This is a genomic window from Exiguobacterium oxidotolerans JCM 12280, assembly GCF_000702625.1.
Classification (GTDB): domain Bacteria; phylum Bacillota; class Bacilli; order Exiguobacteriales; family Exiguobacteriaceae; genus Exiguobacterium_A; species Exiguobacterium_A oxidotolerans.
In genome coordinates this window covers 1312501-1336731 of record NZ_JNIS01000001.1, presented here as the reverse complement: position 1 = coordinate 1336731, position 24231 = coordinate 1312501, and the positions used below count along the sequence as shown (strand labels likewise).

Genomic DNA, 24231 nt, shown 5'->3' with positions numbered 1-24231 from the left:
CAATCGTCTTGCTTAGTTGAACGTATCGAGCGCATTGACGATTTTTTTGCTCACGGTTTCCGCCTCTGCGTCATTTTTTTCGATGAGATCGTACCATGTGTTAGCGTCAGCAAGAACAGCGTCTGCTTCTTCTTTACCGAGACGATTTTCGAGGGTTGGCTTCATTGCGATGACGAACATGTTTGCTTCCATCGCTTCGACACGTGCTGTATCGACGTCTTTCGCTTCGAGTGCTTCTAGTGCTTCTTCATGGTAGCCGACGACTTTCTTCGTCAATGCTTTTGCGAAGAGTCCTTCGATTTCTTCATAAGAGACGTCTGCTGGTTTTGTTTTTGAGAAGTCATACCGTTCTTTTAGTTTTGCGACGGCTGCTTCATCTCCACCGGCAAGTGACTCTTCGATTGCGAGTAAGAATCCGTAGCCTTCTGCTTGTTCCATCTGTAACTCTTGTTCGTCGGCACCGGATTTAGCACCATCCTCGATTTTTTGTGCATAACCGAGTGCTGCGAGGTAGAACGAACGGTAAATCGACTTATCCGTCAATTGTTTTGCGACCTTAAAGTCAGCAACGTTTTCAGCCGTGATGGCTTCTTCTTGTGCTGCGAGACCGGACGTGATCGCTTGTGCGATGGCTTCTTCGTTTTTGAAGTCATAACTCGCATCGCGCTTTTCAGCAGTCGGGATGAAGACAGTTTCCGCCATGTTTTTGATATTTTTTAACGTCGCCATGGCGTCATCCGTTTTTCCGGCCGCGACTGCTTCTTCTGCTGTGGCTTGCATTGATTTTTGGAGTTTATAGAAGTAAGACTGAAGTCCTTTATCGACGAGCTGACGGGCAATGTTCTCATCCAAATCCTTTGATTCGACGCCTGCAAGGGCAGAAGTGACGACTTGTTCGATTTCAGGAGCGGCAGTTGCGACGCCACCTTTTAACTTCGATTCATAACTCGTCTGGACCATCTTCCAGTCGATGGCTTGTCCTTCTTTCCCTTTATCGAGTTCTGTCTTGATCGAGCTGAAGATTGTCAATTCATCCGTTAATGTCGTTGCGGCGATTCCGGCATTCGTATTTTTATCAGACGTTTGCTCCGTTTTGTCTTCTTTTGGAGCTGTCGTTGTTTCTTTTTCATCCGTTCCGCAAGCTGCGAGTAATCCGGCTACCATAAAGAGTGACGCTACTTTAAATCGTTTTTTCATCTGTCTCATTCCCCCAGGAAAAATAAAATTATCTATACAATGATGTCGTTTTCACAATTCTCACTATAGCGAGAATAATTCTCATTGTCAATTGAACTTAAAACAGAAAAATGGCTCCAGAGAAATCTCCGGAGCCATTTTTTAAATATAAATCATTGAATTTGGTCATACAATTTCGTTAAATACGCGTACACTTCGTCAGAAGCTTGGAACATCATGACCGAGTGGCCGAAGATGGCAGCCGGGTTGAAGCCGTGATCTAAGTCGATTGTTGAAGCAATCGTTACGTCGCGATCGCTATCGAGGACGACGCGGAAGTATTTGAATTCTTGGTTGAAATCATTGATGGCGTTTAAGATAGGAAGATCTTCGACACCGTCTGGAACGTGCGTAACGGTACGAGCGAATAACTCAACGTCCGTCGTCGTTTTACTGAAGACGATCATCATCATCGGCTCAGCGCCAGCTGGTGTTTTTTCTTGTGTCATAAAGAAGACGTGTGTTTCATTTTCACGTGCTTCCATTGGAATGCCTTTTTCGACTAAGAACGCTTGGAATGCTTCCAAGTGTTGTTGTTGAACTTCCGTTACCCCGTTTTCGTTTGTTTCTTCTTGATTACGTTCTGGGTGAAGCGGTGTGACCTTGTTGTCCTCATTCGTTTCGTTCGAGTTACGGTCCTGGTCCATTTTAAATCCCCCTTATAGATACTGTAATCTCAGTTTCAAGCATTTTAAGAGGAATTGCAACTAATGTCCGTTATCATTTAAAGAAGAAACAGTTTGAAAATAAGACAAGTTTGTGAAAAGTAGAACAAACTACTTGAAACCACATACCTTAATGGGTATATTGTAAAGCATAGAGAGTACGATTCGATTAGGAGGAAAACAGACATGAAAACAATCATTGTTGGTGGAGTAGCAGGTGGAGCGACCGCTGCAGCACGATTACGCCGGTTGGATGAAACGGCGGAAATCATTTTGTTAGAACGTGGAAAAGAGATTTCGTTCGCGAACTGTGGATTACCGTACTATATCGGGGATGTCATCAAAGACCGGAACAAGCTACTCGTCCAAACACCTGAGGGGATGCATGCCCGGTTTAACCTAGATGTCCGAAATCTGTCAGAAGCGATTCAAATCAATCGTGAACAAAAAACGGTCACAATCCGTAAAGTCGATACGGGTGAAGAATATGAGGAGTCATATGATAACTTAATCCTTTCACCAGGAGCAAAACCGATGCGTCCATCGATTCCTGGAATCGAAGAAGCGACGAACATCTTTACGTTACGCAACATTCCGGACACGGACCGGATGCGTCAATATGTCGATGAGAACCGTCCCGCACATGCCGTCGTCATCGGTGGCGGGTTCATTGGACTCGAGATGGCAGAAAACTTGGTCGAACGCGGTGCGAAGGTGACATTGGTTGAAATGATGGATCAAGTCATGGCACCGGTCGATCCGGAAATGGCAGCCATCGTTCATGAACATTTACGCGCAAAAGGCGTCGAGTTGATTTTATCGGATGGTGTCGCCCGCTTTGAAGAGGCAGGGAAACGTGTTGTCTTGACGAGCGGCAAGACGATCGAAACGGAAATGAACATCCTGTCGATTGGTGTCATGCCGGAAAGTAACCTTGCGGCGGAAGCAAAACTCGAGTTAGGAATCAAGAATACAATCAAAGTCGATGACACGTTACGGACATCTGATCCATCGATCTTTGCGATTGGTGACGCCATCGAAGTGAAAGATTACGTGACAGGAGAGGCGATGCACGTTCCACTCGCGTGGCCAGCGAATCGTCAAGGGCGTCTCGTTGCAGACATCATCGCCGGACGCGACGTCAAGTACACAGGTGCGCTCGGTACAGCCGTCGCAAAAGTGTTTGATTTAACAGTCGCTTCGACCGGAAATAACGAAAAACGATTGAAACAGTCTGGTCGCCGCTATGAAGCGGTCCATCTCCATCCCGGTTCGCACGCCGGTTATTATCCGGGGGCAAGTCCGATTTCGATGAAACTTCTATTTGATCCGGTCGACGGGACAATTTATGGTGCGCAAGCGATCGGGATGACGGGTGTCGAAAAACGGATTGATGTCTTAGCGACGGCAATCAAAGGCGGCTTGACCGTCCTTGACTTACCGGATCTTGAGTTGTCGTACGCACCACCTTACAGCTCGGCGAAAGATCCCGTCAACATGGCAGGATACATCGCGTCGAATATCGTGTTAGGGGATAGTGAAAACGTCCATTGGCATGAAATTGATCAAATCGTCGCAGCCGGCGGATTGTTACTCGATGTCCGTGAACCGTCTGAAAATGAACTCGGTTCGATTCCAGGCTCGGTCAACATTTCATTACCGACGCTTCGCACGTCACTCGACGAGCTACCGAAGGATCAGCCCATCTACGTGACATGCCAAGTCGGATTACGAGGATATGTCGCGAGTCAGCTCCTCAAACAAAACGGCTTTGACGTGAAAAACTTGAGTGGCGGATATAAAACATGGGCGACGGTCAATCGCGATCAAGAAGCGCGAAACCAAGCACGGGAGGAAACAGCAGTGACGACGATGAAAAGTGAGCCGAAACAAGCCGTGAAAGCAGAGCAAATCACGTTGCTCGATACATGTGGATTACAGTGTCCGGGACCAATCGTTGAATTAAAAGCAAAGATGGATCAACTGCAAGATGGCGACCAAGTCTTCATTAAAGCATCGGATCCTGGTTTCTTACCGGACGTCCAGGCATGGGCAACGAAGCTCGGACATACCGTCCACACGGCAGAAATGAATAAAGGAATTGTCGAAGTCTTACTTGAAAAAGGGCAAGGACAAACGGAGCAACGAGTGACATCAGCTCCTGTCGCAAAAGCAGACGACGCAACGATGGTCGTCTTTAGTGGAGACCTTGATAAAGCACTTGCGTCATTCGTCATCGCACAAGGTGCACAAGCAATGGGAAAACAAGTCACGATGTTCTTCACGTTCTGGGGATTGAATGTCATTCGGAAGCCGGATGCACCAGCCGTCGACAAAGCGCCGATGGAACGCATGATGGGGATGATGATGCCAAAACATGCCGGTGATCTTCCATTATCCAACATGAACATGGCAGGCGCCGGTCAAAAAATGATGAAAAAAGTCATGAAGGACAAACAAGTCGATGCGTTAGAGACGATGATGGCAAAAGCACAAGCGGCAGGTGTCCGAATGATTGCGTGTACGATGTCGATGGACATCATGGGGATTAAAAAAGAAGAACTGTTAGATGATATCGATTATGGTGGGGTCGCAAGTTACCTTGGTGCGACAGATGATGCCAACTTAAATCTATTCATCTAAAGAATCGAAAAGAGCCCTTCCGCGAAAAGTGGAGGGGCTCTAAGCGTTTGTCTAAAGATGGAGGGGCTGACTAATTCAGACGAACATCCATCTTTGTGACGGACGTTTCCGTCCTCCATTAATCGAATGGCCGATGATCCCGTTTTTCAAGGAATCATCGGCCATTCGATGTAAATGCTTCTTTTTCACGATGGCTTAGTGTGTATCTGGGACACGCATGAAAAAGTCCTGATTCCGTTTAATGGGTAGCCGTTCCTCCTTTTGAGTGAGGCCGTTCTTTTTTGTTCGCAAACGAAAAACCTTACATCTAATGTGAGGAAATGGATAGAAATGCCTCGTAATCAGAAATTGACTGATACAACTGTATTTGATTTTTCAAAAAAACTTTCGTATTATAGAACACATGTGAAGAAATGTTACATAAGAGAGAAGTGGAGGAGCCTGTATGGAGAAACAACTGATGGAGATTGTAACGAATATTAGTGACGTATTATGGTCGACCGTATTGATCATTTTACTTGTTGGCTTAGGCATTTATTTTACGATTCGCATGGGGTTCGTCCAATTCCGGATGTTACCTGAAATGTTACGGTTGCTGTTCCAAGGAACAGATAAAGGAAAGGATGGCGTCTCGCCATTCCAAGCGTTCGCGATCAGTACGGCGGCACGTGTCGGAACCGGGAACATTGCCGGTGTTGCGACAGCCATCGCACTAGGTGGTCCCGGTGCCGTCTTTTGGATGTGGCTGATTGCCTTAATCGGTTCAGCGTCAGCATTCGTCGAAAGTACACTTGCACAAATTTATAAAGTCCGTGATGAGAAGGCATGGCGTGGGGGCCCTGCCTACTACATGGAAAAGGCGCTTGGTCAACGGTGGCTCGGAATCGTCTTCAGTATCTTGATTACAATCTCGTTCGGGTTTGTCTTTAATTCGGTTCAATCGAATACGATTTCGTTGTCACTTCAAAGTCAGTATGGCATCGATAAGATGTGGATCACGATTGGCCTCGTTTTATTAACATCACTCGTGATTTTCGGCGGTGTGCGCAGTATCGCGACGGTCTCTGCATTCCTCGTTCCGATCATGGCGGGCGGATACATTTTAATCGCCCTCTTCATTATGATCACGAATCTTGAATTGTTGCCGAACGTCTTCAGCTTGATTTTCCAAGAAGGACTTTTAGAGTTTAAGACGCTTGCTGGCGGAGCGATTGGTGCTGCAGTTCTTAACGGAATTCGTCGTGGTCTGTTCTCGAATGAAGCCGGTATGGGTTCTGCTCCGAACGCTGCTGCGACGGCTGAAGTGTCACACCCCGTCAAGCAAGGGTTGATTCAGTCATTCGGTGTATTCGTGGATACGTTACTCATTTGTTCGTCGACAGCGATGATCATCCTCGTCAGTGATGTCGCGACGAAAGACGCGAACGGAAAAGCCGTTGCCGGGATCGAACTCGCGCAAAGCGCCCTCTCGACTCAGGTCGGAGTGTTTGCGACGACGTTCATGGCACTTGCCATTTTCTTATTCGCCTTCAGTTCGATTGTTGGAAACTACTACTATGGTGAGTCGAACATCAGCTTCATTAATGACAATAAAACACTGATGATGGCGTACCGTGTCATCGTACTCGGGATGATTGTCTTCGGTTCAGTCGTACAGACGGCAGGTCTTGTCTGGGCGCTTGCTGATATTTTCATGGGCTTGATGGCAGTCGTCAACTTGTATGCGATTTTCCGCTTATCTAAAATCGCGAAACTCGCACTTGATGATTACCTCGAACAACGAAAAGCCGGAAAAGATCCGCGCTTTTATGCGAATTCGATTCCGAACTTACCAGGTAAGGAATCTCTTGAGGCTTGGGAAACGGACGAATCAAAAGAAAAAGCGATGTAATCAAAAAAGAACCGGCATTTTGCTGGTTCTTTTTGCATGTAGACAACGTGCTATCAGAAGGTGGGAGCGTTTTTTTTCGTTGCTTTTTAGTACGCAGATTCTAAAAAAATTACTAAAGCATCGAAAAAATGGGAATAGCTATTAAAGAAACGAAGAGAGGAGAGGGAGGATGGAAAACGTACATTACGTCCGTGTCACGGATGCCGTTTGGGATTCGTTTGGTGACGACCCGCATATCATCATGGACTGGATTCTTTTTATCCATGAGACGCAGCCCGACCAGGAGCAGGTATTTGCCCTCGAAGAAACAGCAGCCCTCTATCACGTGATGAATCAAATCGATATCTACATCGATCAAGAGACGCATTACAACTTAGGTCGAGCGATTGTCGGTGAAGAGTTGATTGTCAACGAAACACAAGCGGCAATTGTCGGGATTCTCCCTCTTCCGTTAATCATCATCTCAGCAGAAGTCATGCGAAATTTTGATCGTCGGTCACTTGAGACGATTTATGATGAAGCGGGGCAACATGGAGAATTCGACGACGTGTGGGAACAATTCGCGGATCTACGGGCCTATTTTAGTAAAGCGGAAGAAACTGAAGAGACGATTCTTATCTATTATGCCTAAAAAAAGACTGCTCCGGAAGCGTTCCCGCGAGCAGTCTTTTTTAGGCGTACATGCATTAAAAATCGATTTCGTCAGGGTCCGGTCCGAGGCGGTCTTCTGACGCGAGACGGTCAATTTTTTCAAGATCGTCTGCATCGAGTTGGAAATCAAACACATCAAAGTTTTCAGCAATCCGTTCTGGTGTGACCGATTTCGGAAGTGCAACGATTCCGTTATCGAGGTGCCAACGAAGAACGACTTGCGATGGGCTCTTACCATGTTTTTCAGCAATCTCTTTGAAATCATTGATTTCGAGGAATTTACCTTGCATGAGTGGGCTCCATGCTTCGATTTGAATGTTATGATCCTGCAAGTACTCATGCAGTTCATGTTGCGGAAGTTGTGGGTGAAGCTCGACTTGGTTAATCATCGGCGTCATGAGTCCCTCTTCAGCAAGTGTATCGAGGTGATGTTCTTTGAAGTTCGATACACCAATCGCCTTGATTTTACCCGCTTCGTAAAGCTCGACCATGGCTTTCCATGCTTCGACATAACCTTCGACAGGCCAGTGAATGAGGTAGAGATCGAGATAATCTGTTTCTAGTCGCTCAAGTGACTCAGCGAAAGCCTCTTTCGTCCGTCCGGCACGAATGTCATCGTTCCAAACTTTAGACGTCAAGAAGAGTTCTTCACGTTTCACGCCGCTTTCTTTGATTCCTTTTGCGACACCACGTTCGTTTTTGTAGACGGCAGCCGTATCGATATGACGGTAACCGACGCGAAGTGCTTCTGCGACGGCAGCCGGTGCTTCCGTCTCTTCATCGACTTGCCAGACACCGAACCCGATTTGTGGAATCGTGATACCATTTGAAAGTTTTGCGTATTGCATGTGTATACTCCTCCTTCAATAGAACTAGAATATGGATTTGCCTGTTCAGTTTAGCATGAAGTCAGAAGAACATCTGTTTTGATGCTCATAAGCAGGGAATATAGAATGGGAAAGAGAAGAAAGTCTACTGACGCATAAATGAAGAGAGGTGTAAAATCATGGTGAAATCGATTAAAAAAGTACCAAATGGAGTTTGGACAAGCATTGCTGCGTTATTAGGCGCTCAAGCCACGTTCCTTTTCCTTGGTGCCCGCAAGACAGGACGTAACCCGTGGGTATGGGGTGGAGCTGGGCTCGTTCAATTCCCACTTCCGGCGATTGCTTATTTCATTTTGAATCGTCAAGAAAAACGTAAATAAAAGTAAGCCCCGTCGCAGAAAATGCGACGGGGCTGTTTATTTTACGAGATGCTTTTTTTCTGTGCTGTATCGGACTTCCGGCGTGGGAATCCGAAGAAGATTGCGAGCGATCCACAAATGAACAACAGAAACGGATAGAACAAATATGGAATCAGTTCGGGAGATGCCGTTTTTGTCAGTTCGGCGGCAATCAAAAGTTGTGCTCCGTACGGGATGATTCCTTGGACACCACAGGAAAAGAGGTCGAGGATACTGGCTGACTTCTTCCGATCGATGTCGTACGTATCCGCGATTTCAGCGGCGAGCGGTCCTGCGACAAGAATCGAAATCGTGTTATTCGCTGTTGCGAGATTCATTGCACTGACGAGGGCAGCCATACTGAACTCCGCTCCCCGGCGCTTGGAGATTTTTCGTGTCAGCGTTTCTTTGAGATAAGCAATTCCGCCGTTATAGGTGATCAGGCTAACGAGTCCGCCCATCAGTAACGTCAAGATGGAGATTTCTGCCATCCCCATCAATCCGTCAGACATCGCGAGAACAAAGCCACTTAATCCGAAGCTTCCGTCGATCATCCCGATGATCCCTGTCAACAATGTCCCGCCGAGTAAGACGAGAATGACGTTGACACCGAAAAGTGCGAGCACGATGACGGAAAGATACGGAATCAACTTATAGAAGTCGAACGCCTTTGCTTCGACGACATCTCCGGCGCCTGATACGAAGGCAAGTAAGATGACAGTGATGATAGCAGCAGGCAAGACGATTAAAAAGTTCGTTCTGAATTTATCACGCATGTTCGTTTTTTGTGTCCGGACGGCTGCGATCGTCGTATCGGAGATGAACGATAAGTTGTCACCGAACATTGCTCCACCGACGACGGCAGCAGCGGCGAGTGCGACATTGACACCCGTCGCGTCATGAATCCCAAGGGCAATCGGGGCGAGGGCAGCGATCGTCCCGGTCGAAGTCCCCATCGCCATCGAGATGAAAGCGGCGATGATGAACAATCCACTCATCAGGAGCGACTGGGGTAGGAAGCTGAGTGCGGCATTGACGGTCGCATCAATCGCTCCAATCGCATTCGCTGTTCCGGAAAACGTACCGGCAAGTAAAAAGATGAAGACCATGATCATGATGTCCGGGTTACCGGCACCGCGGGCAATCCGCTCGACCGTCTGGTTGATGTCTCCTTTAGCTGTCGCAGCAGCAAAAATCAAGGCAATCAACGCTGCAATCAAGATTGGGAATTTGTAAAAGTCGTTGTAGAAGATTCCTGCACCGATGAATAATACAAGGAAAACGAACAAGGGCAACAAAGCCCATTTGTTCGGTGTAATCGTTTCGTTCATGTCGAATCACTCCATTTCTTCAGCATACAAAAAAAGACCCCTTCGCAAGAAAGAAGGAGGTCTTTACTGAAAAAGACGCTCTTCTTATCTCTCAAGCCGTAGCTTGCTGGATTTGGCACAGTACGAATCAATCGTCCGCTGCCGAAACATCATTGGGCCAGTCCCTCCGTTTCTCGCGATAAAAAGAAGTCATTTAGTTGTTTAAAATACGTTTTCTACCGTAACGTATCTTTTAATGCTTGTCAACAGCACCTTACTGCAGTGCCTGTTTGAGTGTCGTGACGTTTTCATTCATCAAATCAAAATAGGATTGATCTTGTTGTTCTTTTGTGACGGACTCGAGGTTATGGATCGTAATCGATTCGGCACCGATTTCTTTTTGGATGACACGGGCGACCTTTGGCGACACCGTCTCTTCGAAGGCGATATAGTGTAAGTCATGTAACTTAGCTTCTTTGACGATTGCGGCGAGTTGCTTTTGTGACGGTTCGTCAGACGGCGAGATACCGGCAATCGGGAGTTGCTCGAAACCATACCGCTCTGCAAGATATCCATACGCTGCATGAGTGACGAGTAACTCTTTTTTTGAACCGGAGTCAACGGCCTTTTGTAAGTTTTGGTCGAGTTCATCTGCCTGTTTATTAAAGAGTGCGAGGTTTTTTTCGAACGCATCCTTCCGGTCAGGTGCTTCCTTTGCTAACGCGGTCGTAATCGAGTCAGCCATTTTCTTGGCGTTGTTCGGGTCGAGCCAAACATGCGGATCGTATTGTCCATGGTCATGCGACGCTTCTTCAGCCTCGTGATCATCATGGTCATCGTGTCCGTCTTCTTCGTGCGTATGAAGCGAAGCGGAAGCCTCGAGTAAGTCGATATTTTTACTTGTCTCGACAAAACGGATGGAATTACCGGCTAAACTTTCCTTAATCTTTTCAGAGTACGGCTCAAGGGTTGTGCCGGTAAGTAAAAATAGATCGGCTTTCGCAATCGTCGTCAGTTGCTTCGGAGTCGGCTCATACGAATGCGGATCGGCGCCAGGTGGAACGATCATTTCGACCTGAACGTCCTTTCCACCAATTTCTTTGGCGATGGCTGCCGTGGCGAACGTCGAAGTATAAACCTGTAGTTTACCATCGTCACTCGAATCTGATGAAGACGATGACCCGCACGCAGCAAGAAGACTTGCGCTCATGGTTGCAACGGTGAATGCTGTAATTAGTTTTTTCATATGAATAAAACCTCCAAGATTATTAAAACGTAATTGTTCCGATTTGGACTTTCTAACTATATCCGACGAAAATTAAAGCGTCAAGTCGGAATGTTGTGAAGTTCTAGTTCAAAATAAATCGGGTAAGAGAAGAGTAGAAGAGAAATCGGAATGAGCCTTGGAGGTGGTGAGGTGAAACGTGAAACAGCATGGTTGATGGGTGGAGCCGCTATTTTGACGACGGCTGCTGCTGGTGCGAGCATTTGGAATAATTATGGAGCCTTACTGAGATGGACGGAGCCGGTCTTGCCGCTTACCGAAAAGCAATTAGCACCACGAAATCTTTTATACAAGACGGTCAATCAGCAGGACTTGACGTTAGATATCTATTATCCGCCGGGAGAAGGACCGTTTCCGGTCGCGATTTATGCTCATGGCGGCGCATTCGTTCGTGGGAACCGTGATGATGTGTTTAGTTTTGCTCCAATCATCGACCGGTTTTTAGAACTCGGAATTGCCGTTTGTAGCATCGACTATCGTTTATTTGAGGATGGCAGCTATTTTCCGGATAACCTTGAAGATGTTCGAGATGCCTTATGTTTTTTAAATCAACAAGCGGATGAATTGCGCATCGCGCGCGGTCGGATGCTTTTATGGGGTGATTCAGCAGGTGGTGCCTTAATGTTGACGACGGCACTTGCTCCGACTGAATTTATCGGCGAACAGGCGGAATCGCATCTCCCTTTAATCAGTGGAGTCATCGCCCTATATCCGCCGACGAATTTTCTGTTGTTTAAGTTCATTCAAACCTGGATTGCCCATATCAAGTTTTATGGCGGCGGACGGGAAGAATGGCGACAGCTGATGACGCGTGTCTCCCCGGCGACACATTTAAGTTCTGACTCGCCGCCAATCATGTTGTTGCACGGAAAAAAAGATCCAATCGTCCCGTTTGCTCAAGCACTCCATTTCGTTGAGAAGGGAGCGGATGTTGGGGCGGATGTTCGATTATTCTCTTTCCCAAATGGTACGCATTCGCTGGCGAGCTTTGCCCAAACTGAAAATCCGCTCAAGATTGAACGTTTACTCGAACGAATCGAAGCCTTCAGTTGTCACGTGCTCATCTTACCGAAACGAGAGACGCTTCATTAGGAAACATGATACAATCAGTCATATTTCTTTAGAAGGAGACTGCAAAATGACGGAAATTTGTTTAGTACGACACGGTCAAACGGACTGGAACTTAAACGAGCGGATTCAAGGGCGTGAAGATATACCACTTAACGAGACCGGTAGAAAACAGGCGGCCCTCAGTGCTGCTTACCTGGCAGAAGAACAGTGGGACGTCTTGATTTCAAGTCCGCTATCACGAGCTGTCGAAACGGCTGAAATCATTGGTCAATCGATCGGTCTAAGCTTGACGGAAACGGATGAACGGCTTGTCGAGCGCGAATTCGGAACGGCTTCTGGTGAACCGGTCGCCGGAATTTACGAAGCAGTGCAGGCAAATGATGCAAAACGCGTGCCGGGGCTTGAAACGGAAGCGGAGATTCAACGTCGTGTCTTCAGTGCAGTTGAAGAAATGACAGAAAAATATCGAGGAAAACGCCTCTTAGTCGTCTGCCATTCGCATACGATTAAAGCGGCACTCTCCTCGATTGATGAGACGTTCAGTTACCGGACACCATTAAAAAATGCATGTGCGAATTACATTCGCTTTTCTGACCGTTATGAGATTGAGCGGATTAATGTAGCGGACCATATCACAATTTGAGCATCATCCTTCGACGATTGCCGGGTGTTCTTGTAAGTACTGTTTAAACGTTTCTTTCGCGATGCTCGTGATGTGCGCACCACGTTTAGAGCGTCGGTCTTTATATTCTTGAATCAGCTCTTCGCCAGTAAAGTTGTCTTCGACGACTTCACGTAAAATCGATTCGGATAAATCATTTTTCATCATGACCATCTTACCGGTAAAGAGATAAGAGACGCCTTCGCTCAATTGCGTACTTTCATAAGGCGTGACGATCATGGCGGCGGGGTCATTGTCCGGCCGTGAAATCGTGATTTCAATCAAAGCGCGTAGCTTTTTCTCGAACAGTTCTTTCAGAATCGGTTGATCGGCTTCGGTGACGACGATTTCAGCGACCCACTGGGCAGTTTGGTCGGTACTCACCGTCAGCCCATCTTTAATCTGAACGGGGATTGTCGTGTCTCGCCCTGATTCATCCATGAGAATACGTAATGTACACAATTTAAAGGTTTTCAAAAAGAACTCCTCCTTTTGTTGTTCGTACGTGATTTTCTTCAGTATAACGTGAGTCTGTCGCCTGCGCGAAACTTTTCGTAACGTCTTCGAGTCGAACTATGTTTAAATGGAACTAGAAATCAGAAACAGGAGGACCGTTTATTATGCCGCAAGCACTTATAGGAATATTAGGGATCGTGGGGATTATCTTACTTGCCCATCACATCATCATGTATTGGCATGCTGAGCCAAAAGATCGCCCGACGCTTGCGTACCGCATAGCGCTCCTGATCGCCTGTTTGCTTCTTATCAGTGGAAGTGATCATTTAATTAGCATCTTTTACGCCGATTCTCTTGCTGAGTTCGGTCAACGGATTACCTATATCGTCTTCATCGGAGGTGCGCTTGGTTTTGCGTGGTACTTTCGTCAACAAATGGAACAAGCGACAGCCAAAATGACTGCACGTCCAAATGAAACAGCCCACTTCAGTTGAAGCGGGCTGTTTTTAGCGTATAGAAAAATGATTATGAAACGTGAACATGCGATATCGAGAGGCAATCCGTTCGTGCTTCCCTGTCTCGCCTCGTCTTTAAATCGGCAATCGGTCACGCCGCTACAGCAGAGCTGCAGGGTCGCGACCGATTACTTTTCGCTTTAAAAGCGATTCGAGACGGCTTGCGCTCTAAAGTGTCTGCATGACTGGATTTCCGTCATGGTATGCCCTAAAAAGCGTCACGTTTCTTTGACTCCTACGGGGAAAAGTGCGTTTTTAACGCACGTCCATCAAGAAGCTTGATTCTTGAGGCTACTTGATTTTGTTATTTTACGCCACTTGCGAGGCGTGTCTTCCGAATCATGTCGAGTTTCAGTTTCCAGAGACGGTCGCTGAACGTGACGGCATAGATTTCAGGTAGACGTAGACGTTTGTACTCTTCCCACAGACGTCCGATTTGCTGTTCATGGAACTGACGACTTTCTTCAATCGTCGGAACGGTATACACGAGTTCACCATCCTTGAAGATTGGAGCCAGTAACCGCTCGACCTTGAAGTTTTCAATCCGGTTGCGGAACGACGGATCGCGGACGTCAATCAAGTCGACGAAATCGAGTTGACTCGGATCTTCATCGAGTAACGTGATGTAGTCCCCTTTGAACTTGTTCGTTTCCGGGTCGACGATGCGGTACGCTTCCTTGATATGCGGTGTCGTCGTCTTTGCTTTTGAAGATGAAACTTTGATGACGGGTGCAAGTTCGCCGTCAATTTCGCGGGCGACGAGTTTATAAACCATGCCGAGCGCCGGTTGTTCATACGCCGTGATGCCGCGTGTTCCGACGAGGAAGGTGTTTGCCTGTGCCCCTTGGATTCGAAGGTCTTGAATGACATATTCGTCTAAATCACCAGACAGGACGATTTCGACGTCGAGTAAGCCAGCTTCATCAAGCATCTTCCGGGCGCGTTTTGATAGGTAGGATAAGTCGCCGGAATCGATTCGAATCCCGCGTAACTTATGTCCGTCTGCTGCGAGTTCTTTTGCGACCGTGATCGCATTCGGGAGTCCACTTTTAAGCGTATCGTACGTATCGACGAGCAGTGTCGCTTGATCCGGATAATGCGACGCGAACGTCCGGAAAGCCGTCAACTCATCATCATGGAACTGGATATCTGCATGCTCCATCGTTCCGCCGCACGGGATACCAAAGTCGCGGCCGGCAGACGCGAGACTTGTCACGTCGAACCCGGCTAAATAAGAGGCACGTGTTCCGAAGTAAGCAGCATCGATTCCTTGAGCGCGGCGTGAACCGGCTTCGAGGAATTTCGCGCCTGGCGCTGACTGACGGATTCGCGCGTATTTCGTCGCAATCAACGATTCGTGATTGGCGATGTTCAAGATGGCCGTTTGCAGTAACTTCGCTTCGAAAATCCGTGCTTCAATCCGGACTAACGGTTCGTTCGGGAAGACGATTTCGCCTTCTCTCACACTCGAGAGAGAGCCATTGAATTTAAAGTTACGTAACTCATCCTTGAATTCATCCGGGAACCCGATCATCGTTTGAAGATACGTAATGTCTTCTTCTGTGAAGTGAAGTGTCTGGATATATTCGATGATATTTTCAAGACCGGCGAAGACGACATAACCACCTTCGAATGGATTGCTGCGGTAATAGACGTCAAAAACAGCACGCTCATTATGACGTCCTTCCTTCCAATAGATATACATCCATCTCGGAAGATAGAGGTCAGTATGAAGTGCAAGATTACGTTGTAACATGAAGACAGATCCCTTCTTATTCGCCGACGACTTCTGCGCCGATCGATTGTTTAAAGTGTGTGAGTGCCCAGTCGTGACCGGCCGCATTGAAACTGGCGACGGCGTCAGCATGGACGACGATTTTATAGCCGAGATTGTACGCGTCGACAGCGGTGTGCAAGATGCAGATGTCTGTACAAACGCCGACGAGGTGAACTTCTGTGATATGCCGTTCACGAAGACGTAAATCTAGGTCCGTCCCAGCAAAGGCGCTATAACGCGTCTTGTCGATGACATGATCCGCAACACGTGCCATCTCTGCGACCTGTCCGAATAAGTCCCGTCCGTGTGTTCCTCGAATATTATGAGGCGGGAAGAGGACGGTTTCCGGATGGAATGTGTCGCCTTCTTCATGAAGGTCGTTTGCAATGACGACATAGTCGTTCGTCGAAAATTCATCCATGAGCGATGCGATGCGTCCTTCGATGAGTTGACCCGGTTTTCCGCAAGTCAGCTTACCTTCATCGGCGACGAAATCAAACGTATAATCAATAACGATAAGAGCGCGCATGAGCGATAGCCCCTTTCCTGAATGGGATATAGTGTTCTCTTTCACATTGTACTCTATCTCACTTCGAAGGCAAAAGGAAGAAATCGAACGAGTAGAGGTATAAGAAGTAAGGAAAGTAGGGTATAAGGTATAGGACGAAAACGATAGTAGAGGAGGAGAATGGAATGGAACGGTTGAATGAGTATGAGGTAGAAGAACGTTTAGAAGGTCTGAATGACTGGAGCGTCGTCGATGACGAAATCGTACGCATCTACACATTGGATTCTTTTCCGGCGGCACTTGATTTTGTTCAAGAGGTCGGTTCTTTAGCGGAACACTTGAATCATCACCCGCGGATCATGATTGATTATAAACAGGTGACGCTCGCCGTGACGACACATGATGCTGGCGGATTGACTGGAAAAGACTTCGAACTCGCGGAGGCCTGTGATGCCATCTAAACTATTCATTACATTCGGTAGCGGTAACTTTGTCGACCAAATTCGCTCACGTGATGCTCAAATTCGGGCGGCGAGCGGAAGCGGAGAAGCATTACTCTGGATTGAGACGGACGGAAAGTCACCGTTTCAAAGCGGGAACAGCTATACACTCCTCGAAACGCGTGGTAATTTTGATGAGAAGGGGACGATTTTTTACTGGTCGATTCCAGCGGATCAAAATAGCGGCGATCTTTTCATCCATCAGGTCATGTCGGACCCGAAAGTACTCGGGGCAGAATATGGCAGTTTCCAAGCCTTACGGGTTGCCCGGGTCGAGCGGGCGACGGATCTCGTATTGTTGATTCAATTCAAGGACGAAGGAGATGCGTCACGTTACGCAAAATCAGTTGAACGCTTGACAGTTGACCAGTATGCTGAAGAAGCAGGGAAGTCGTTTGCGCCTTCTCCAATTATGAAACGTTATCAACTTGTACCACCATTACATTAAAATGACACAGGGGGAAGAAACAGATGAAAAAGAATTATTTTGTACTCGCAACAGTAGGTGGCGCACTAATCGGAGCAACACTCTCATTACTTCATAAAGATACACGCCACGCACAAATCGAAGCGACGAAGCGTGCGTTTGGCGGAGCCGGCACACAACTTTCGGCAGTCAAACAAGATCCAAAAGGACGTTTTGAAGAAATTCGTGCCCTCTACACAGATAATCAAGAAACCATCCATAATTTGATTGACGATGTGAAGGATCTTGCGGAATCGTTCCGGAAGTAAGAAATAAGAAAAAAGCGCCGAGTCTGTTTTCCGTAGTACGGAATCAGACAAGGCGCTTTTTTTGTAGATTAGATGAATCGCGCGAGTAGACCGAAAACGGCAAAAGCAACGATGACATAAAACACGATGCGTCCCGTTTGACCGGATCCTGTCGAGTGAACGACATGACCACCGAACGTCGCCCGTTGACCCGTATTAAACGGACGTGTGAACGGAACAGCGCTTTTCCCGAAGATGAATCCGGCTAGGAATCCGAGGAGGAAACCATACAAGTGACCGAAGACGGAAACGTTCGAGCCGATCAGTGTAAAGACGGCCGTGATGGCACTAAAGATGTAGACGAGTCGTGCATCTTCGACAGAAATGATCGTCCGACGAAAACGACCGAGATAAACGTAAAAGCCAAGCAGTCCGAGGATTGCTCCTGAAGCCCCTGCCTGTTCGTAAAACAATTCGCCACTTAACGTGATGTACGTCAACACGTTAGCGAGCGTTCCGACAAGCAAGTAAAAGATGGCAAATTTCACATGCCCGATCATCCGCTCGAGCGCAGGAGCGAAAATAATCAACGCAAACGTATTAAAGGCAATGTGCCAAAAATCGTAGTGCAAAAATGTCGCCGTGACGACACGCCACCATTCGCCCTTCGCGATGAATAAATTAATCGCTGAACCATAACTGAGTGGAGAGAAACCAAAGCCGAGTAACTGATTCAACTGCTCGATGACAAACAGAGCGACTTGGATTAAAATGAACAACGAAACGACCGGATAAGAACGTGTGAACGTTTGTAGATTTTCCGTTCGACTAAACATGACAACACCTCGCTTCACTTTCATTCTATATGAAGTGGACGAAGAATAGAACTGTGGAGGCGTAGGGAATGATTTATGGTATCGGTCTTGACTTGATTGAATTAGAACGCGTTCGTCTGACACTCGAACGTCAACCCCGGATGCTGACACGTATTTTGACGGATCGTGAACAAGCGCGGTATGAAACATTGGCGGACGGACGCCGACTTGAATATCTCGCAGGACGGTTCGCGGCAAAAGAAGCGTTTGTCAAAGCACTCGGCACGGGGATTGGGCGAGAAGTGTCTTGGCGCGATCTTGAAGTACTAAATGAAACATCAGGTCGCCCTATCATGACGGGGCCGTTTGACGGTATGATTCATGTATCGATTACGCATTCGGATCATTATGCGGCAGCACAAGTCTTATTAGAAAAGAGGGATGGCGATGTACCGACCGACGTGGATTGAAATTGATCGTGCTGCGATTGCACATAATGTACGCGAGATAAAGGCAAGAATCGGCGACCAATCGATGATGGCCGTCGTCAAAGCGGATGGCTACGGACACGGTGCGATCACTGTGGCAGAAATTGCACTGGAAAACGGGGCTGACTTACTTGCCGTCGCTCTTCTTGAAGAAGCAATCGAGCTGCGTGAAGCAGGTATCCAAGCACCGATTCTTATGCTCGAGACGTTATTGCCGGAGCATGTCTCCGTCGCTTCGAATTATGATGTAGCGGTACCGGTGTTTTCAGCCGAGTGGTTACGGCAAGCAAAACAACATCTGACGGAAATCGATTCGCTTCGGATTCATATTAAAGTCGATAGTGGGATGGGGCGGCTCGGCCTGCAAACGATGGAAGAACTGGATGAACTTTTAATGGAGCTCGATTCTGATTTGCTTGAGCTCGAAGGGATTTATACACATTTCGCGACAGCGGACGAACTGTCGAGCCGTCTGTTCGAACAGCAACGGACGACGTTTCTCGGCTTCGTCGAACGCGTACCGCACGTCCGATATATCCATGCGGCGAATTCTGCTGCTGCGATTCGACTCGCAGGTCAAGATGACCCGTTTAATATCGTCCGCATCGGGATTGCCCTTTACGGCGCGATGCCGTCTGACGAGATGATTCCATATTATGATTTCCTTCAGCCGGCATTTTCGTTGAAGAGTCAGCTGATGCAAGTCAAGTGCGTCGAACCCGGACAGACGATCAGTTATGGGGCGACGTACACGGCACCGACGGATGAGTGGATCGGGACCGTCCCGATCGGCTACGCAGATGGGTGGTCGCGACGTTTTCAAGGGTACTCACTCATCGTCGATGGTCAACCGTGTGAAATCGTCGGTCGTGTCTGTATGGACCGGTTAATGATTCGTTTACCGCAGGAATACCCCGTCGGCACAGAAGTGACGTTAATTGGAACGGGCGCACCGATTGATGAAGCAGCACACTGGTTAGGGACGATTAACTATGAAGTCCTTTGTCAATTTTCAAAACGTGTGCCGCGAAAATAAATTTAAAAAACCATCAATATGATGGCAAAAAAATGTTATTTCTTTGAATTTTGATTGTATTTTCTGAATTCGACTGATATATTGAAGTAGAAAGTGAGTCGTTCGTTAAGGTTTCAGTGAATCTGGAGGTGCCATTATCTTGGTCCAACAACGGGAAAAGCAGTTTGTTGAGCGAAATGTAGCGAAGGAGACGATTGGGATGAAGTCGAACCATACGACCGAAGAACGCAAGCGTCAGCTACGTGAGGAATTGAAGCGTGGTTACGAAGAAATGGCAGCAATCAATTTATCAATCGTTGGTGAAATGTTCCAGATTGAAACGGAGGCGGAGTTCTCGCTCCTACGTCAAGTAAGCGGGGTGTAAGCTTTGATAGTCAAACGTGGCGACGTGTTTTATGCAAATTTGTCACCTGTGGTCGGATCGGAACAAGGAGGAGTACGTCCTGTCCTTGTCCTACAAAATGATATTGGTAACCGATTCAGCCCTACTGTTATCGTGGCTGCGATCACGGCACAGATCGACAAAGCCAAACTACCGACCCATGTGGAAGTATATCGAGAGCGACACGGATTAGAACGTGATTCGGTCATCCTACTTGAGCAGGTCCGTACGATCGATAAGCGCCGTCTGACGGATAAGGTGACACACCTGGATCCTGAGACGATGATGAAAGTGAATAGTGCCGTTGCAATCAGCTTAGGCTTGATTGATTTTTAGGCACCTACATAGAAGCACGAGAAGAGTCGATACATTTGTATGCGACTTTTTTTGACTAAATTTTTAAAAATAGGTTTAGAAGTGTTTTAATACGGGAAATATACTTAAGTGACTTTTTTAAGGAGCCACTTTATTTACAATCAACTGATGAAACAGAGAGAAATCATATAGCATATTTCCTTGAGGAGGAACTTGAAGATGGATTTAACAATTAGAACAGAGCAACTAGAAGGTCAGACGCATCTCTATATCGTAGGAGAGATTGATACGTATACAGCACCAAAACTTCGTCAAGAACTCGTTCCCGCTGTAGAAGCAAATGATGTCGTCGTTCACTTGGATGAAATTCATTACATGGATTCGACAGGTCTCGGTGTATTCGTCGGAGCGCTTAAAGCATCGAAGAAAAACGGTACATCGTTTACGCTTGTTGGTGTTTCAGAACGTATTCGTCGTCTTTTTGAAATCACAGGTCTTTCTAGCATCATTACAATCGACAGTGGTGTACGAGGTGGTACGCAATGAAGAACGAACAACTTGAAATGACACTACCTGCAAAACCTGAATACGTGGCAATCGCACGCTTGACGGTCTCAGGTGTCGCAAACCGTATGGGCTATACGTATGATGACATCGAAGACATTAAAATTGCTGTTTCTGAAGCATGTGCGAATGCTGTTCAACATGCTTATGAAGATCAGCAAGACGGATCAATGGGCTTAACATGTAACGTTTACCCGGACGATCGTCTTGAAATCATCGTCAAAGACAACGGTGTGACATTTGATAAAGATAGCGTCAAACGCCAAAGTGAACCAATTACGGATTCGCACGATCTAGACTCACTGCATGAGGGGGGACTAGGGATCTTGATGATTGAGGCATTGATGGATCAAGTCACGATCGAAAAAGCAAACGGCGTCACTGTCCATATGACAAAATATATGAATAGAGATGAGGTGGGTCAAAGTGCCAGCAAAGTCTCAACAACGCCATCACAGTGATGACGAAGTCCTTCGACTGATTGATCTGTATCAACAAGATGACCAAGATGAAGAAGTCCATGCCGCGCTGCTCGCCCGTTACTCGGATCTCGTCGAGGCGCTCGCCCGTAAATTCTCACGTGGTCGTCCGATTCATGATGATCTCGTTCAAGTCGGGATGATTGGATTACTTGCCGCGCTTCGTCGTTTCGATAAAGAATTTGGACGAAGTTTCGAATCGTTCGCTGTCCCGACAATCATCGGGGAAATCAAGCGATTCATTCGCGATAAAACGTGGAGCGTCCATGTTCCGCGTCGAATTAAAGAGCTAGGCCCGAAGATTAAGAAAGCTGTCGAAGAATTGACGACTGAACTACAACGTTCACCGCGAATCGACGAAATCGCTGCGCGTCTTGAAGTGTCGGAGGAGGAAGTGCTCGAAACACTCGAAATGGGTAAAAGTTATCAAGCGTTATCCGTTGATAGCTCGATTGAAGCGGATCAAGAGGGCAGCACGGTCACTTTACTTGATTTAGTCGGTAACCAGGAAAATGGTTATGACTCGGTCGACCAAAAGCTGATTCTTGAAAAAGCGTTTGCTGTACTGACAGACCGTGAGCGTTCGATTCTTGAATGTGCGTATTACCGCAACATGAGCCAAAAAGAAACAGGAGAACTTCTAGGTATTTCGCAAATGCACGTTTCGCGTTTACAACGCCGCGCATTGCAGAAATTACGAGAAGCGATCAAAGTAGAACCGAATGAAGTATTCTCAAAAGACTGATGCCATGGCGTCAGTCTTTTTTTCTGTCGATTCTTCGGTATAATGAGGGGGAGGTGAGGAAAAATGGAGAAGAGAATCGCAACAGAATTGAATTTACGACCCCAGCAAGTGAAAGCCGTCTTACAGTTGACGGAAGATGGAGGGACGATCCCATTCATCGCACGTTATCGTAAAGAGCAAACTGGTGAGCTCGACGAAGTCGAAATCAAGGCGATCCTCGATCGACATAAAAGCATCACGCAACTCGAAACAAAACGTGACGATGTCCTTCGGAAAATCGAAGAGCAGGGTGTGATGACCGAGGCATTGAATCAAGCGTTGCGTGAAGCGACGACGTTACAACAAATTGAAGACTTATACTTACCGTTCCGTCCGAAACGACGTACGAAAGCGGAAATTGCACGAGAGGCAGGGCTCGCACCACTCGCAGACTGGCTCCGATCGACAACGCCATTTGTGACAACGAAGTTCGAGGAATTATTTGCCGGACTCGAAGAAACAGAGGCCGTTGCCGGGGCGGAAGCAATCATCGCGGAAGAATGGGGCGAACAAGCAACTGTCCGCGATTACATTCGTCAAGTGACACACCGTGCGGCAGAAATCGTGACGAAACAAAAAAAGGATGCCGTCGATGAGAAACGTGTCTTTGCCCAGTACTATGAGTACAACGAGCGAGTCCGTCAAATCGTGCCACACCGGATTTTAGCAATCAACCGGGCGGAATCCTTGAAAATCGTGTCCGTGAAAGTCGTGTTAGACGAGCAGCAAGTCTTACCCTACTTACTTCGTCCTTTTAATCGGTTGCCCGAACAAAAGCGCCAGCTTGTTGAAGAAGCAGTCAAAACAGGCTATAAAAAATCGGTCTTCCCGGCAATTGAGCGTGAAATCCGAAATGAATTGACGGAGAAGGCGGAGAACCAAGCGATTGAAGTCTTCGGCAAAAACTTACGCCAACTCTACATGCAACCACCGATGAAAGGGAAAGTCATGTTAGGACTCGACCCGGCTTACCGGACAGGGTGTAAGTGGGCAGTCATTGATCCGACGGGGGAATTAAAAGAAGTCGGCGTTATTTACGTCACGATGTCAGAGCAAAAGGCGAAAGAAGCCCGCACTAAATTATCAGAACTGGTGAAGAAATATGGGGTCGAGCTGATTGCGATTGGCAACGGGACGGCATCGCGTGAAACCGAATCGTTTGTAGCGGACTGGATTAAAGGGCATGCAGAAGTTGCCTTTACGATCGTCGACGAAGCAGGAGCAAGTATTTACTCGGCTTCTGAAATTGCGCGAACGGAGTTCCCGGACCTCCAAGTCGAACAACGCTCAGCGATTTCAATCGCCCGCCGTCTTCAAGACCCGTTAGCAGAACTCGTTAAAGTCGATCCGCAATCTGTCGGGGTGGGGCAGTACCAGCATGACGTGACACAAGTGAAATTAAAGGAGACACTCGACTTTGTCGTTGAGACCGTCGTAAACCAAGTCGGTGTCGATGTAAATACAGCGTCTGAGTCCTTGCTCGGGTATGTAGCGGGAATCACGAAGGCGACAGCGAAAAAAATCGTCGAACGACGTTCCGAACTCGGGGCATTTGCTTCACGAAAAGAACTGTTAAAAGTGCCGCGTCTCGGAGCAAAAGCATACGAGCAGGCAGCCGGTTTCCTTCGTATTCCTGAAGGGACGCATCCGCTGGACCGGACACCGATTCACCCGGAACAGTATAAAACCGTCGAACAACTGTTTAAGCAGCTTCAGTTAGCGCTGACGACCGTCGGGACGGAAGAACTTCGCACGAAGTTAGCGGAACTTCCAGTGAAGGATACGGCAGAACAACTCGAGATTGGTGAACCGACGCTCCGAGATATCATTGAAGCCCTGCAGCGTCCGGAGCGTGATCCGCGGGAGGCGCTGGATAAACCGATTTTGCGACAAGATGTATTATCACTGGATATGATTCAAGTCGGGATGGAGTTCCAAGGGACCGTCCGGAACGTGCTTGATTTCGGTGCATTCGTTGATATCGGTGTAAAGGAAAGTGGACTCGTCCACATCTCGAAGTTAAGTGAACGACGCGTTAAGCATCCGCTCGACGTGATCGCCGTCGGAGAAATCGTAACGGTCTGGGTGACGAGTGTCGAACCCGAACGTGGCAGAATCGGTTTAACGATGGTCAGTCCATCATGACGAACGAACAATTACAGCAATACGTCGAGCAGGTTTCGCTCGACGTGTTTGCTTTACCGTTTAGACATAAGGCTGTTTTTAATGAACGACTACGGACGACAGGTGGTCGTTATTT

The 24231-nt window shown here is 47.4% G+C and carries 28 protein-coding genes and 1 riboswitch (1 of these 29 only partly in view); of the genes, 19 read left to right on the top strand and 9 right to left on the bottom strand.

All coding sequences use genetic code 11. The features are described from left to right. Positions 1 to 12: 12 nt before the first annotated feature. Both P403_RS0106825 and P403_RS0106820 read right to left on the bottom strand, forming a co-directional pair. Positions 13 to 1197 (bottom strand): hypothetical protein, encoded by a 1185-nt coding sequence (locus P403_RS0106825; RefSeq protein ID WP_029331942.1) that lies wholly within the window; start codon positions 1195 to 1197, stop codon positions 13 to 15. A gap of 152 nt (positions 1198 to 1349) precedes the next feature. After that, positions 1350 to 1883: a type III secretion system chaperone family protein gene (locus P403_RS0106820; RefSeq protein WP_029331941.1), complete on the bottom strand. Its 534-nt coding sequence runs from the start codon at positions 1881 to 1883 to the stop codon at positions 1350 to 1352. A 204-nt stretch (positions 1884 to 2087) separates the two neighbouring features. Here P403_RS0106820 and P403_RS0106815 point away from each other — a divergent pair, with 204 nt between their 5' ends. From P403_RS0106815 to P403_RS0106800, 3 genes are all read left to right on the top strand, one after another. After that, positions 2088 to 4544: a CoA-disulfide reductase gene (locus P403_RS0106815; RefSeq protein WP_029331940.1), complete on the top strand. Its 2457-nt coding sequence runs from the start codon at positions 2088 to 2090 to the stop codon at positions 4542 to 4544. Positions 4545 to 4989: 445 nt separating this feature from the next. Further along, positions 4990 to 6435 (top strand): alanine/glycine:cation symporter family protein, encoded by a 1446-nt coding sequence (locus tag P403_RS0106805; protein ID WP_029331939.1) that lies wholly within the window; start codon positions 4990 to 4992, stop codon positions 6433 to 6435. Positions 6436 to 6604: 169 nt separating this feature from the next. Next, positions 6605 to 7066, top strand: a complete 462-nt coding sequence (locus P403_RS0106800; protein WP_029331937.1) for a hypothetical protein — start codon at positions 6605 to 6607, stop codon at positions 7064 to 7066. Positions 7067 to 7121: 55 nt separating this feature from the next. On the opposite strand, the gene P403_RS0106795 is transcribed toward P403_RS0106800, so the two are convergent. Next, on the bottom strand, positions 7122 to 7934 hold the full coding sequence (locus P403_RS0106795; protein WP_029331935.1) for an aldo/keto reductase: 813 nt from the start codon (positions 7932 to 7934) through the stop codon (positions 7122 to 7124). Between the two features lie 158 nt (positions 7935 to 8092). Between P403_RS0106795 and P403_RS0106790 the strand changes: the two genes are divergently transcribed. Next, positions 8093 to 8293, top strand: coding sequence for a hypothetical protein (locus P403_RS0106790; RefSeq protein WP_029331934.1), 201 nt, complete (start codon positions 8093 to 8095; stop codon positions 8291 to 8293). A gap of 41 nt (positions 8294 to 8334) precedes the next feature. Here P403_RS0106790 and P403_RS0106785 read toward each other — a convergent pair whose 3' ends face one another. Both P403_RS0106785 and P403_RS0106780 read right to left on the bottom strand, forming a co-directional pair. Next, positions 8335 to 9642 (bottom strand): Na+/H+ antiporter NhaC family protein, encoded by a 1308-nt coding sequence (locus P403_RS0106785; RefSeq protein WP_029331933.1) that lies wholly within the window; start codon positions 9640 to 9642, stop codon positions 8335 to 8337. A gap of 81 nt (positions 9643 to 9723) precedes the next feature. Further along, positions 9724 to 9827, bottom strand: a riboswitch (SAM riboswitch). A gap of 68 nt (positions 9828 to 9895) precedes the next feature. Beyond that, entirely contained in the window at positions 9896 to 10867 is a 972-nt protein-coding gene (locus tag P403_RS0106780; RefSeq protein ID WP_029331932.1) for a metal ABC transporter solute-binding protein, Zn/Mn family, read from the bottom strand. 171 nt (positions 10868 to 11038) lie between these two features. Between P403_RS0106780 and P403_RS0106775 the strand changes: the two genes are divergently transcribed. Together P403_RS0106775 and P403_RS0106770 are read left to right on the top strand one after the other, a co-directional pair. Continuing rightward, a complete protein-coding gene (locus P403_RS0106775) occupies positions 11039 to 11998 on the top strand; it encodes an alpha/beta hydrolase (protein WP_029331931.1) in 960 nt (319 codons plus the stop codon). Positions 11999 to 12044: 46 nt separating this feature from the next. Further along, positions 12045 to 12620, top strand: coding sequence for a histidine phosphatase family protein (locus P403_RS0106770; protein ID WP_029331930.1), 576 nt, complete (start codon positions 12045 to 12047; stop codon positions 12618 to 12620). 3 nt (positions 12621 to 12623) lie between these two features. On the opposite strand, the gene P403_RS0106765 is transcribed toward P403_RS0106770, so the two are convergent. Then, positions 12624 to 13115: a YwpF family protein gene (locus P403_RS0106765; RefSeq protein WP_029331929.1), complete on the bottom strand. Its 492-nt coding sequence runs from the start codon at positions 13113 to 13115 to the stop codon at positions 12624 to 12626. A gap of 143 nt (positions 13116 to 13258) precedes the next feature. Here P403_RS0106765 and P403_RS0106760 point away from each other — a divergent pair, with 143 nt between their 5' ends. Next, the gene (locus P403_RS0106760) at positions 13259 to 13588 is read left to right on the top strand and encodes a hypothetical protein (RefSeq protein ID WP_029331928.1); all 330 of its coding nucleotides are present in this window, start codon (positions 13259 to 13261) and stop codon (positions 13586 to 13588) included. 325 nt (positions 13589 to 13913) lie between these two features. On the opposite strand, the gene P403_RS0106755 is transcribed toward P403_RS0106760, so the two are convergent. Together P403_RS0106755 and P403_RS0106750 are read right to left on the bottom strand one after the other, a co-directional pair. Next, positions 13914 to 15365, bottom strand: a complete 1452-nt coding sequence (locus P403_RS0106755; protein ID WP_029331927.1) for a nicotinate phosphoribosyltransferase — start codon at positions 15363 to 15365, stop codon at positions 13914 to 13916. A 16-nt stretch (positions 15366 to 15381) separates the two neighbouring features. Beyond that, positions 15382 to 15915: a cysteine hydrolase family protein gene (locus tag P403_RS0106750; protein ID WP_029331926.1), complete on the bottom strand. Its 534-nt coding sequence runs from the start codon at positions 15913 to 15915 to the stop codon at positions 15382 to 15384. A 164-nt stretch (positions 15916 to 16079) separates the two neighbouring features. Between P403_RS0106750 and P403_RS0106745 the strand changes: the two genes are divergently transcribed. From P403_RS0106745 to P403_RS0106735, 3 genes are read left to right on the top strand one after another with little or no spacing between them, the layout of a single operon-like run. After that, complete coding sequence (locus tag P403_RS0106745; protein WP_029331924.1) at positions 16080 to 16355, top strand: 4a-hydroxytetrahydrobiopterin dehydratase; 276 nt, start codon at positions 16080 to 16082, stop codon at positions 16353 to 16355. Further along, positions 16345 to 16842 (top strand): hypothetical protein, encoded by a 498-nt coding sequence (locus tag P403_RS0106740; RefSeq protein WP_029331922.1) that lies wholly within the window; start codon positions 16345 to 16347, stop codon positions 16840 to 16842. The genes P403_RS0106745 and P403_RS0106740 overlap by 11 nt, the downstream gene beginning before the upstream one ends. 23 nt (positions 16843 to 16865) lie before the next feature. Then, positions 16866 to 17129, top strand: coding sequence for a hypothetical protein (locus P403_RS0106735; protein ID WP_029331920.1), 264 nt, complete (start codon positions 16866 to 16868; stop codon positions 17127 to 17129). A 68-nt stretch (positions 17130 to 17197) separates the two neighbouring features. On the opposite strand, the gene P403_RS0106730 is transcribed toward P403_RS0106735, so the two are convergent. Then, the gene (locus P403_RS0106730) at positions 17198 to 17944 is read right to left on the bottom strand and encodes a rhomboid family intramembrane serine protease (RefSeq protein ID WP_029331918.1); all 747 of its coding nucleotides are present in this window, start codon (positions 17942 to 17944) and stop codon (positions 17198 to 17200) included. A 68-nt stretch (positions 17945 to 18012) separates the two neighbouring features. On the opposite strand from P403_RS0106730, the gene acpS reads away from it, so the two are divergent. The 9 genes from acpS to P403_RS0106685 all read left to right on the top strand — a co-directional run. Beyond that, the gene (gene acpS / locus P403_RS0106725) at positions 18013 to 18393 is read left to right on the top strand and encodes a holo-ACP synthase (protein ID WP_029331917.1); all 381 of its coding nucleotides are present in this window, start codon (positions 18013 to 18015) and stop codon (positions 18391 to 18393) included. Further along, entirely contained in the window at positions 18371 to 19447 is a 1077-nt protein-coding gene (alr, locus tag P403_RS0106720) for an alanine racemase (protein WP_029331915.1), read from the top strand. Before acpS ends, alr begins: the two co-directional genes overlap by 23 nt. Positions 19448 to 19586: 139 nt before the next feature. Beyond that, complete coding sequence (locus tag P403_RS0106715; RefSeq protein ID WP_012371670.1) at positions 19587 to 19811, top strand: hypothetical protein; 225 nt, start codon at positions 19587 to 19589, stop codon at positions 19809 to 19811. A gap of 3 nt (positions 19812 to 19814) precedes the next feature. Beyond that, positions 19815 to 20165, top strand: coding sequence for a type II toxin-antitoxin system PemK/MazF family toxin (locus P403_RS0106710; protein WP_029331914.1), 351 nt, complete (start codon positions 19815 to 19817; stop codon positions 20163 to 20165). A gap of 198 nt (positions 20166 to 20363) precedes the next feature. Next, the gene (locus P403_RS0106705; RefSeq protein ID WP_029331913.1) at positions 20364 to 20690 is read left to right on the top strand and encodes an STAS domain-containing protein; all 327 of its coding nucleotides are present in this window, start codon (positions 20364 to 20366) and stop codon (positions 20688 to 20690) included. After that, complete coding sequence (gene rsbW / locus P403_RS0106700) at positions 20687 to 21169, top strand: anti-sigma B factor RsbW (protein WP_029331912.1); 483 nt, start codon at positions 20687 to 20689, stop codon at positions 21167 to 21169. Before P403_RS0106705 ends, rsbW begins: the two co-directional genes overlap by 4 nt. Beyond that, complete coding sequence (gene sigB, locus P403_RS0106695; protein ID WP_012371666.1) at positions 21135 to 21932, top strand: RNA polymerase sigma factor SigB; 798 nt, start codon at positions 21135 to 21137, stop codon at positions 21930 to 21932. The genes rsbW and sigB overlap by 35 nt, the downstream gene beginning before the upstream one ends. A gap of 63 nt (positions 21933 to 21995) precedes the next feature. After that, positions 21996 to 24116 carry a Tex family protein gene (locus P403_RS0106690; protein ID WP_029331910.1) on the top strand — a complete coding sequence of 707 codons (2121 nt, stop codon included), beginning with the start codon at positions 21996 to 21998 and terminating at the stop codon, positions 24114 to 24116. Then, on the top strand, positions 24113 to 24231 hold the 5' end (the start) of the coding sequence (locus P403_RS0106685; RefSeq protein ID WP_029331909.1) for a SprT family protein. Its footprint extends 322 nt past the window's final position; 119 of the gene's 441 nt are visible here — the first part of the coding sequence; it begins with the start codon at positions 24113 to 24115; the stop codon falls past the right edge of the window. The genes P403_RS0106690 and P403_RS0106685 overlap by 4 nt, the downstream gene beginning before the upstream one ends.

Coding starts and splice junctions, on each gene's coding strand:
- P403_RS0106825 (WP_029331942.1), bottom strand. CDS start 1,197: ATGAAAAAACGATTTAAAGTAGCGTCACTCTTTATGGTAGCCGGATTA.
- P403_RS0106820 (WP_029331941.1), bottom strand. CDS start 1,883: ATGGACCAGGACCGTAACTCGAACGAAACGAATGAGGACAACAAGGTC.
- P403_RS0106815 (WP_029331940.1), top strand. CDS start 2,088: ATGAAAACAATCATTGTTGGTGGAGTAGCAGGTGGAGCGACCGCTGCA.
- P403_RS0106805 (WP_029331939.1), top strand. CDS start 4,990: ATGGAGAAACAACTGATGGAGATTGTAACGAATATTAGTGACGTATTA.
- P403_RS0106800 (WP_029331937.1), top strand. CDS start 6,605: ATGGAAAACGTACATTACGTCCGTGTCACGGATGCCGTTTGGGATTCG.
- P403_RS0106795 (WP_029331935.1), bottom strand. CDS start 7,934: ATGCAATACGCAAAACTTTCAAATGGTATCACGATTCCACAAATCGGG.
- P403_RS0106790 (WP_029331934.1), top strand. CDS start 8,093: ATGGTGAAATCGATTAAAAAAGTACCAAATGGAGTTTGGACAAGCATT.
- P403_RS0106785 (WP_029331933.1), bottom strand. CDS start 9,642: ATGAACGAAACGATTACACCGAACAAATGGGCTTTGTTGCCCTTGTTC.
- P403_RS0106780 (WP_029331932.1), bottom strand. CDS start 10,867: ATGAAAAAACTAATTACAGCATTCACCGTTGCAACCATGAGCGCAAGT.
- P403_RS0106770 (WP_029331930.1), top strand. CDS start 12,045: ATGACGGAAATTTGTTTAGTACGACACGGTCAAACGGACTGGAACTTA.
- P403_RS0106760 (WP_029331928.1), top strand. CDS start 13,259: ATGCCGCAAGCACTTATAGGAATATTAGGGATCGTGGGGATTATCTTA.
- P403_RS0106755 (WP_029331927.1), bottom strand. CDS start 15,365: ATGTTACAACGTAATCTTGCACTTCATACTGACCTCTATCTTCCGAGA.
- P403_RS0106750 (WP_029331926.1), bottom strand. CDS start 15,915: ATGCGCGCTCTTATCGTTATTGATTATACGTTTGATTTCGTCGCCGAT.
- P403_RS0106745 (WP_029331924.1), top strand. CDS start 16,080: ATGGAACGGTTGAATGAGTATGAGGTAGAAGAACGTTTAGAAGGTCTG.
- P403_RS0106740 (WP_029331922.1), top strand. CDS start 16,345: ATGCCATCTAAACTATTCATTACATTCGGTAGCGGTAACTTTGTCGAC.
- P403_RS0106735 (WP_029331920.1), top strand. CDS start 16,866: ATGAAAAAGAATTATTTTGTACTCGCAACAGTAGGTGGCGCACTAATC.
- P403_RS0106730 (WP_029331918.1), bottom strand. CDS start 17,944: ATGTTTAGTCGAACGGAAAATCTACAAACGTTCACACGTTCTTATCCG.
- acpS (WP_029331917.1), top strand. CDS start 18,013: ATGATTTATGGTATCGGTCTTGACTTGATTGAATTAGAACGCGTTCGT.
- alr (WP_029331915.1), top strand. CDS start 18,371: ATGTACCGACCGACGTGGATTGAAATTGATCGTGCTGCGATTGCACAT.
- P403_RS0106705 (WP_029331913.1), top strand. CDS start 20,364: ATGGATTTAACAATTAGAACAGAGCAACTAGAAGGTCAGACGCATCTC.
- rsbW (WP_029331912.1), top strand. CDS start 20,687: ATGAAGAACGAACAACTTGAAATGACACTACCTGCAAAACCTGAATAC.
- P403_RS0106690 (WP_029331910.1), top strand. CDS start 21,996: ATGGAGAAGAGAATCGCAACAGAATTGAATTTACGACCCCAGCAAGTG.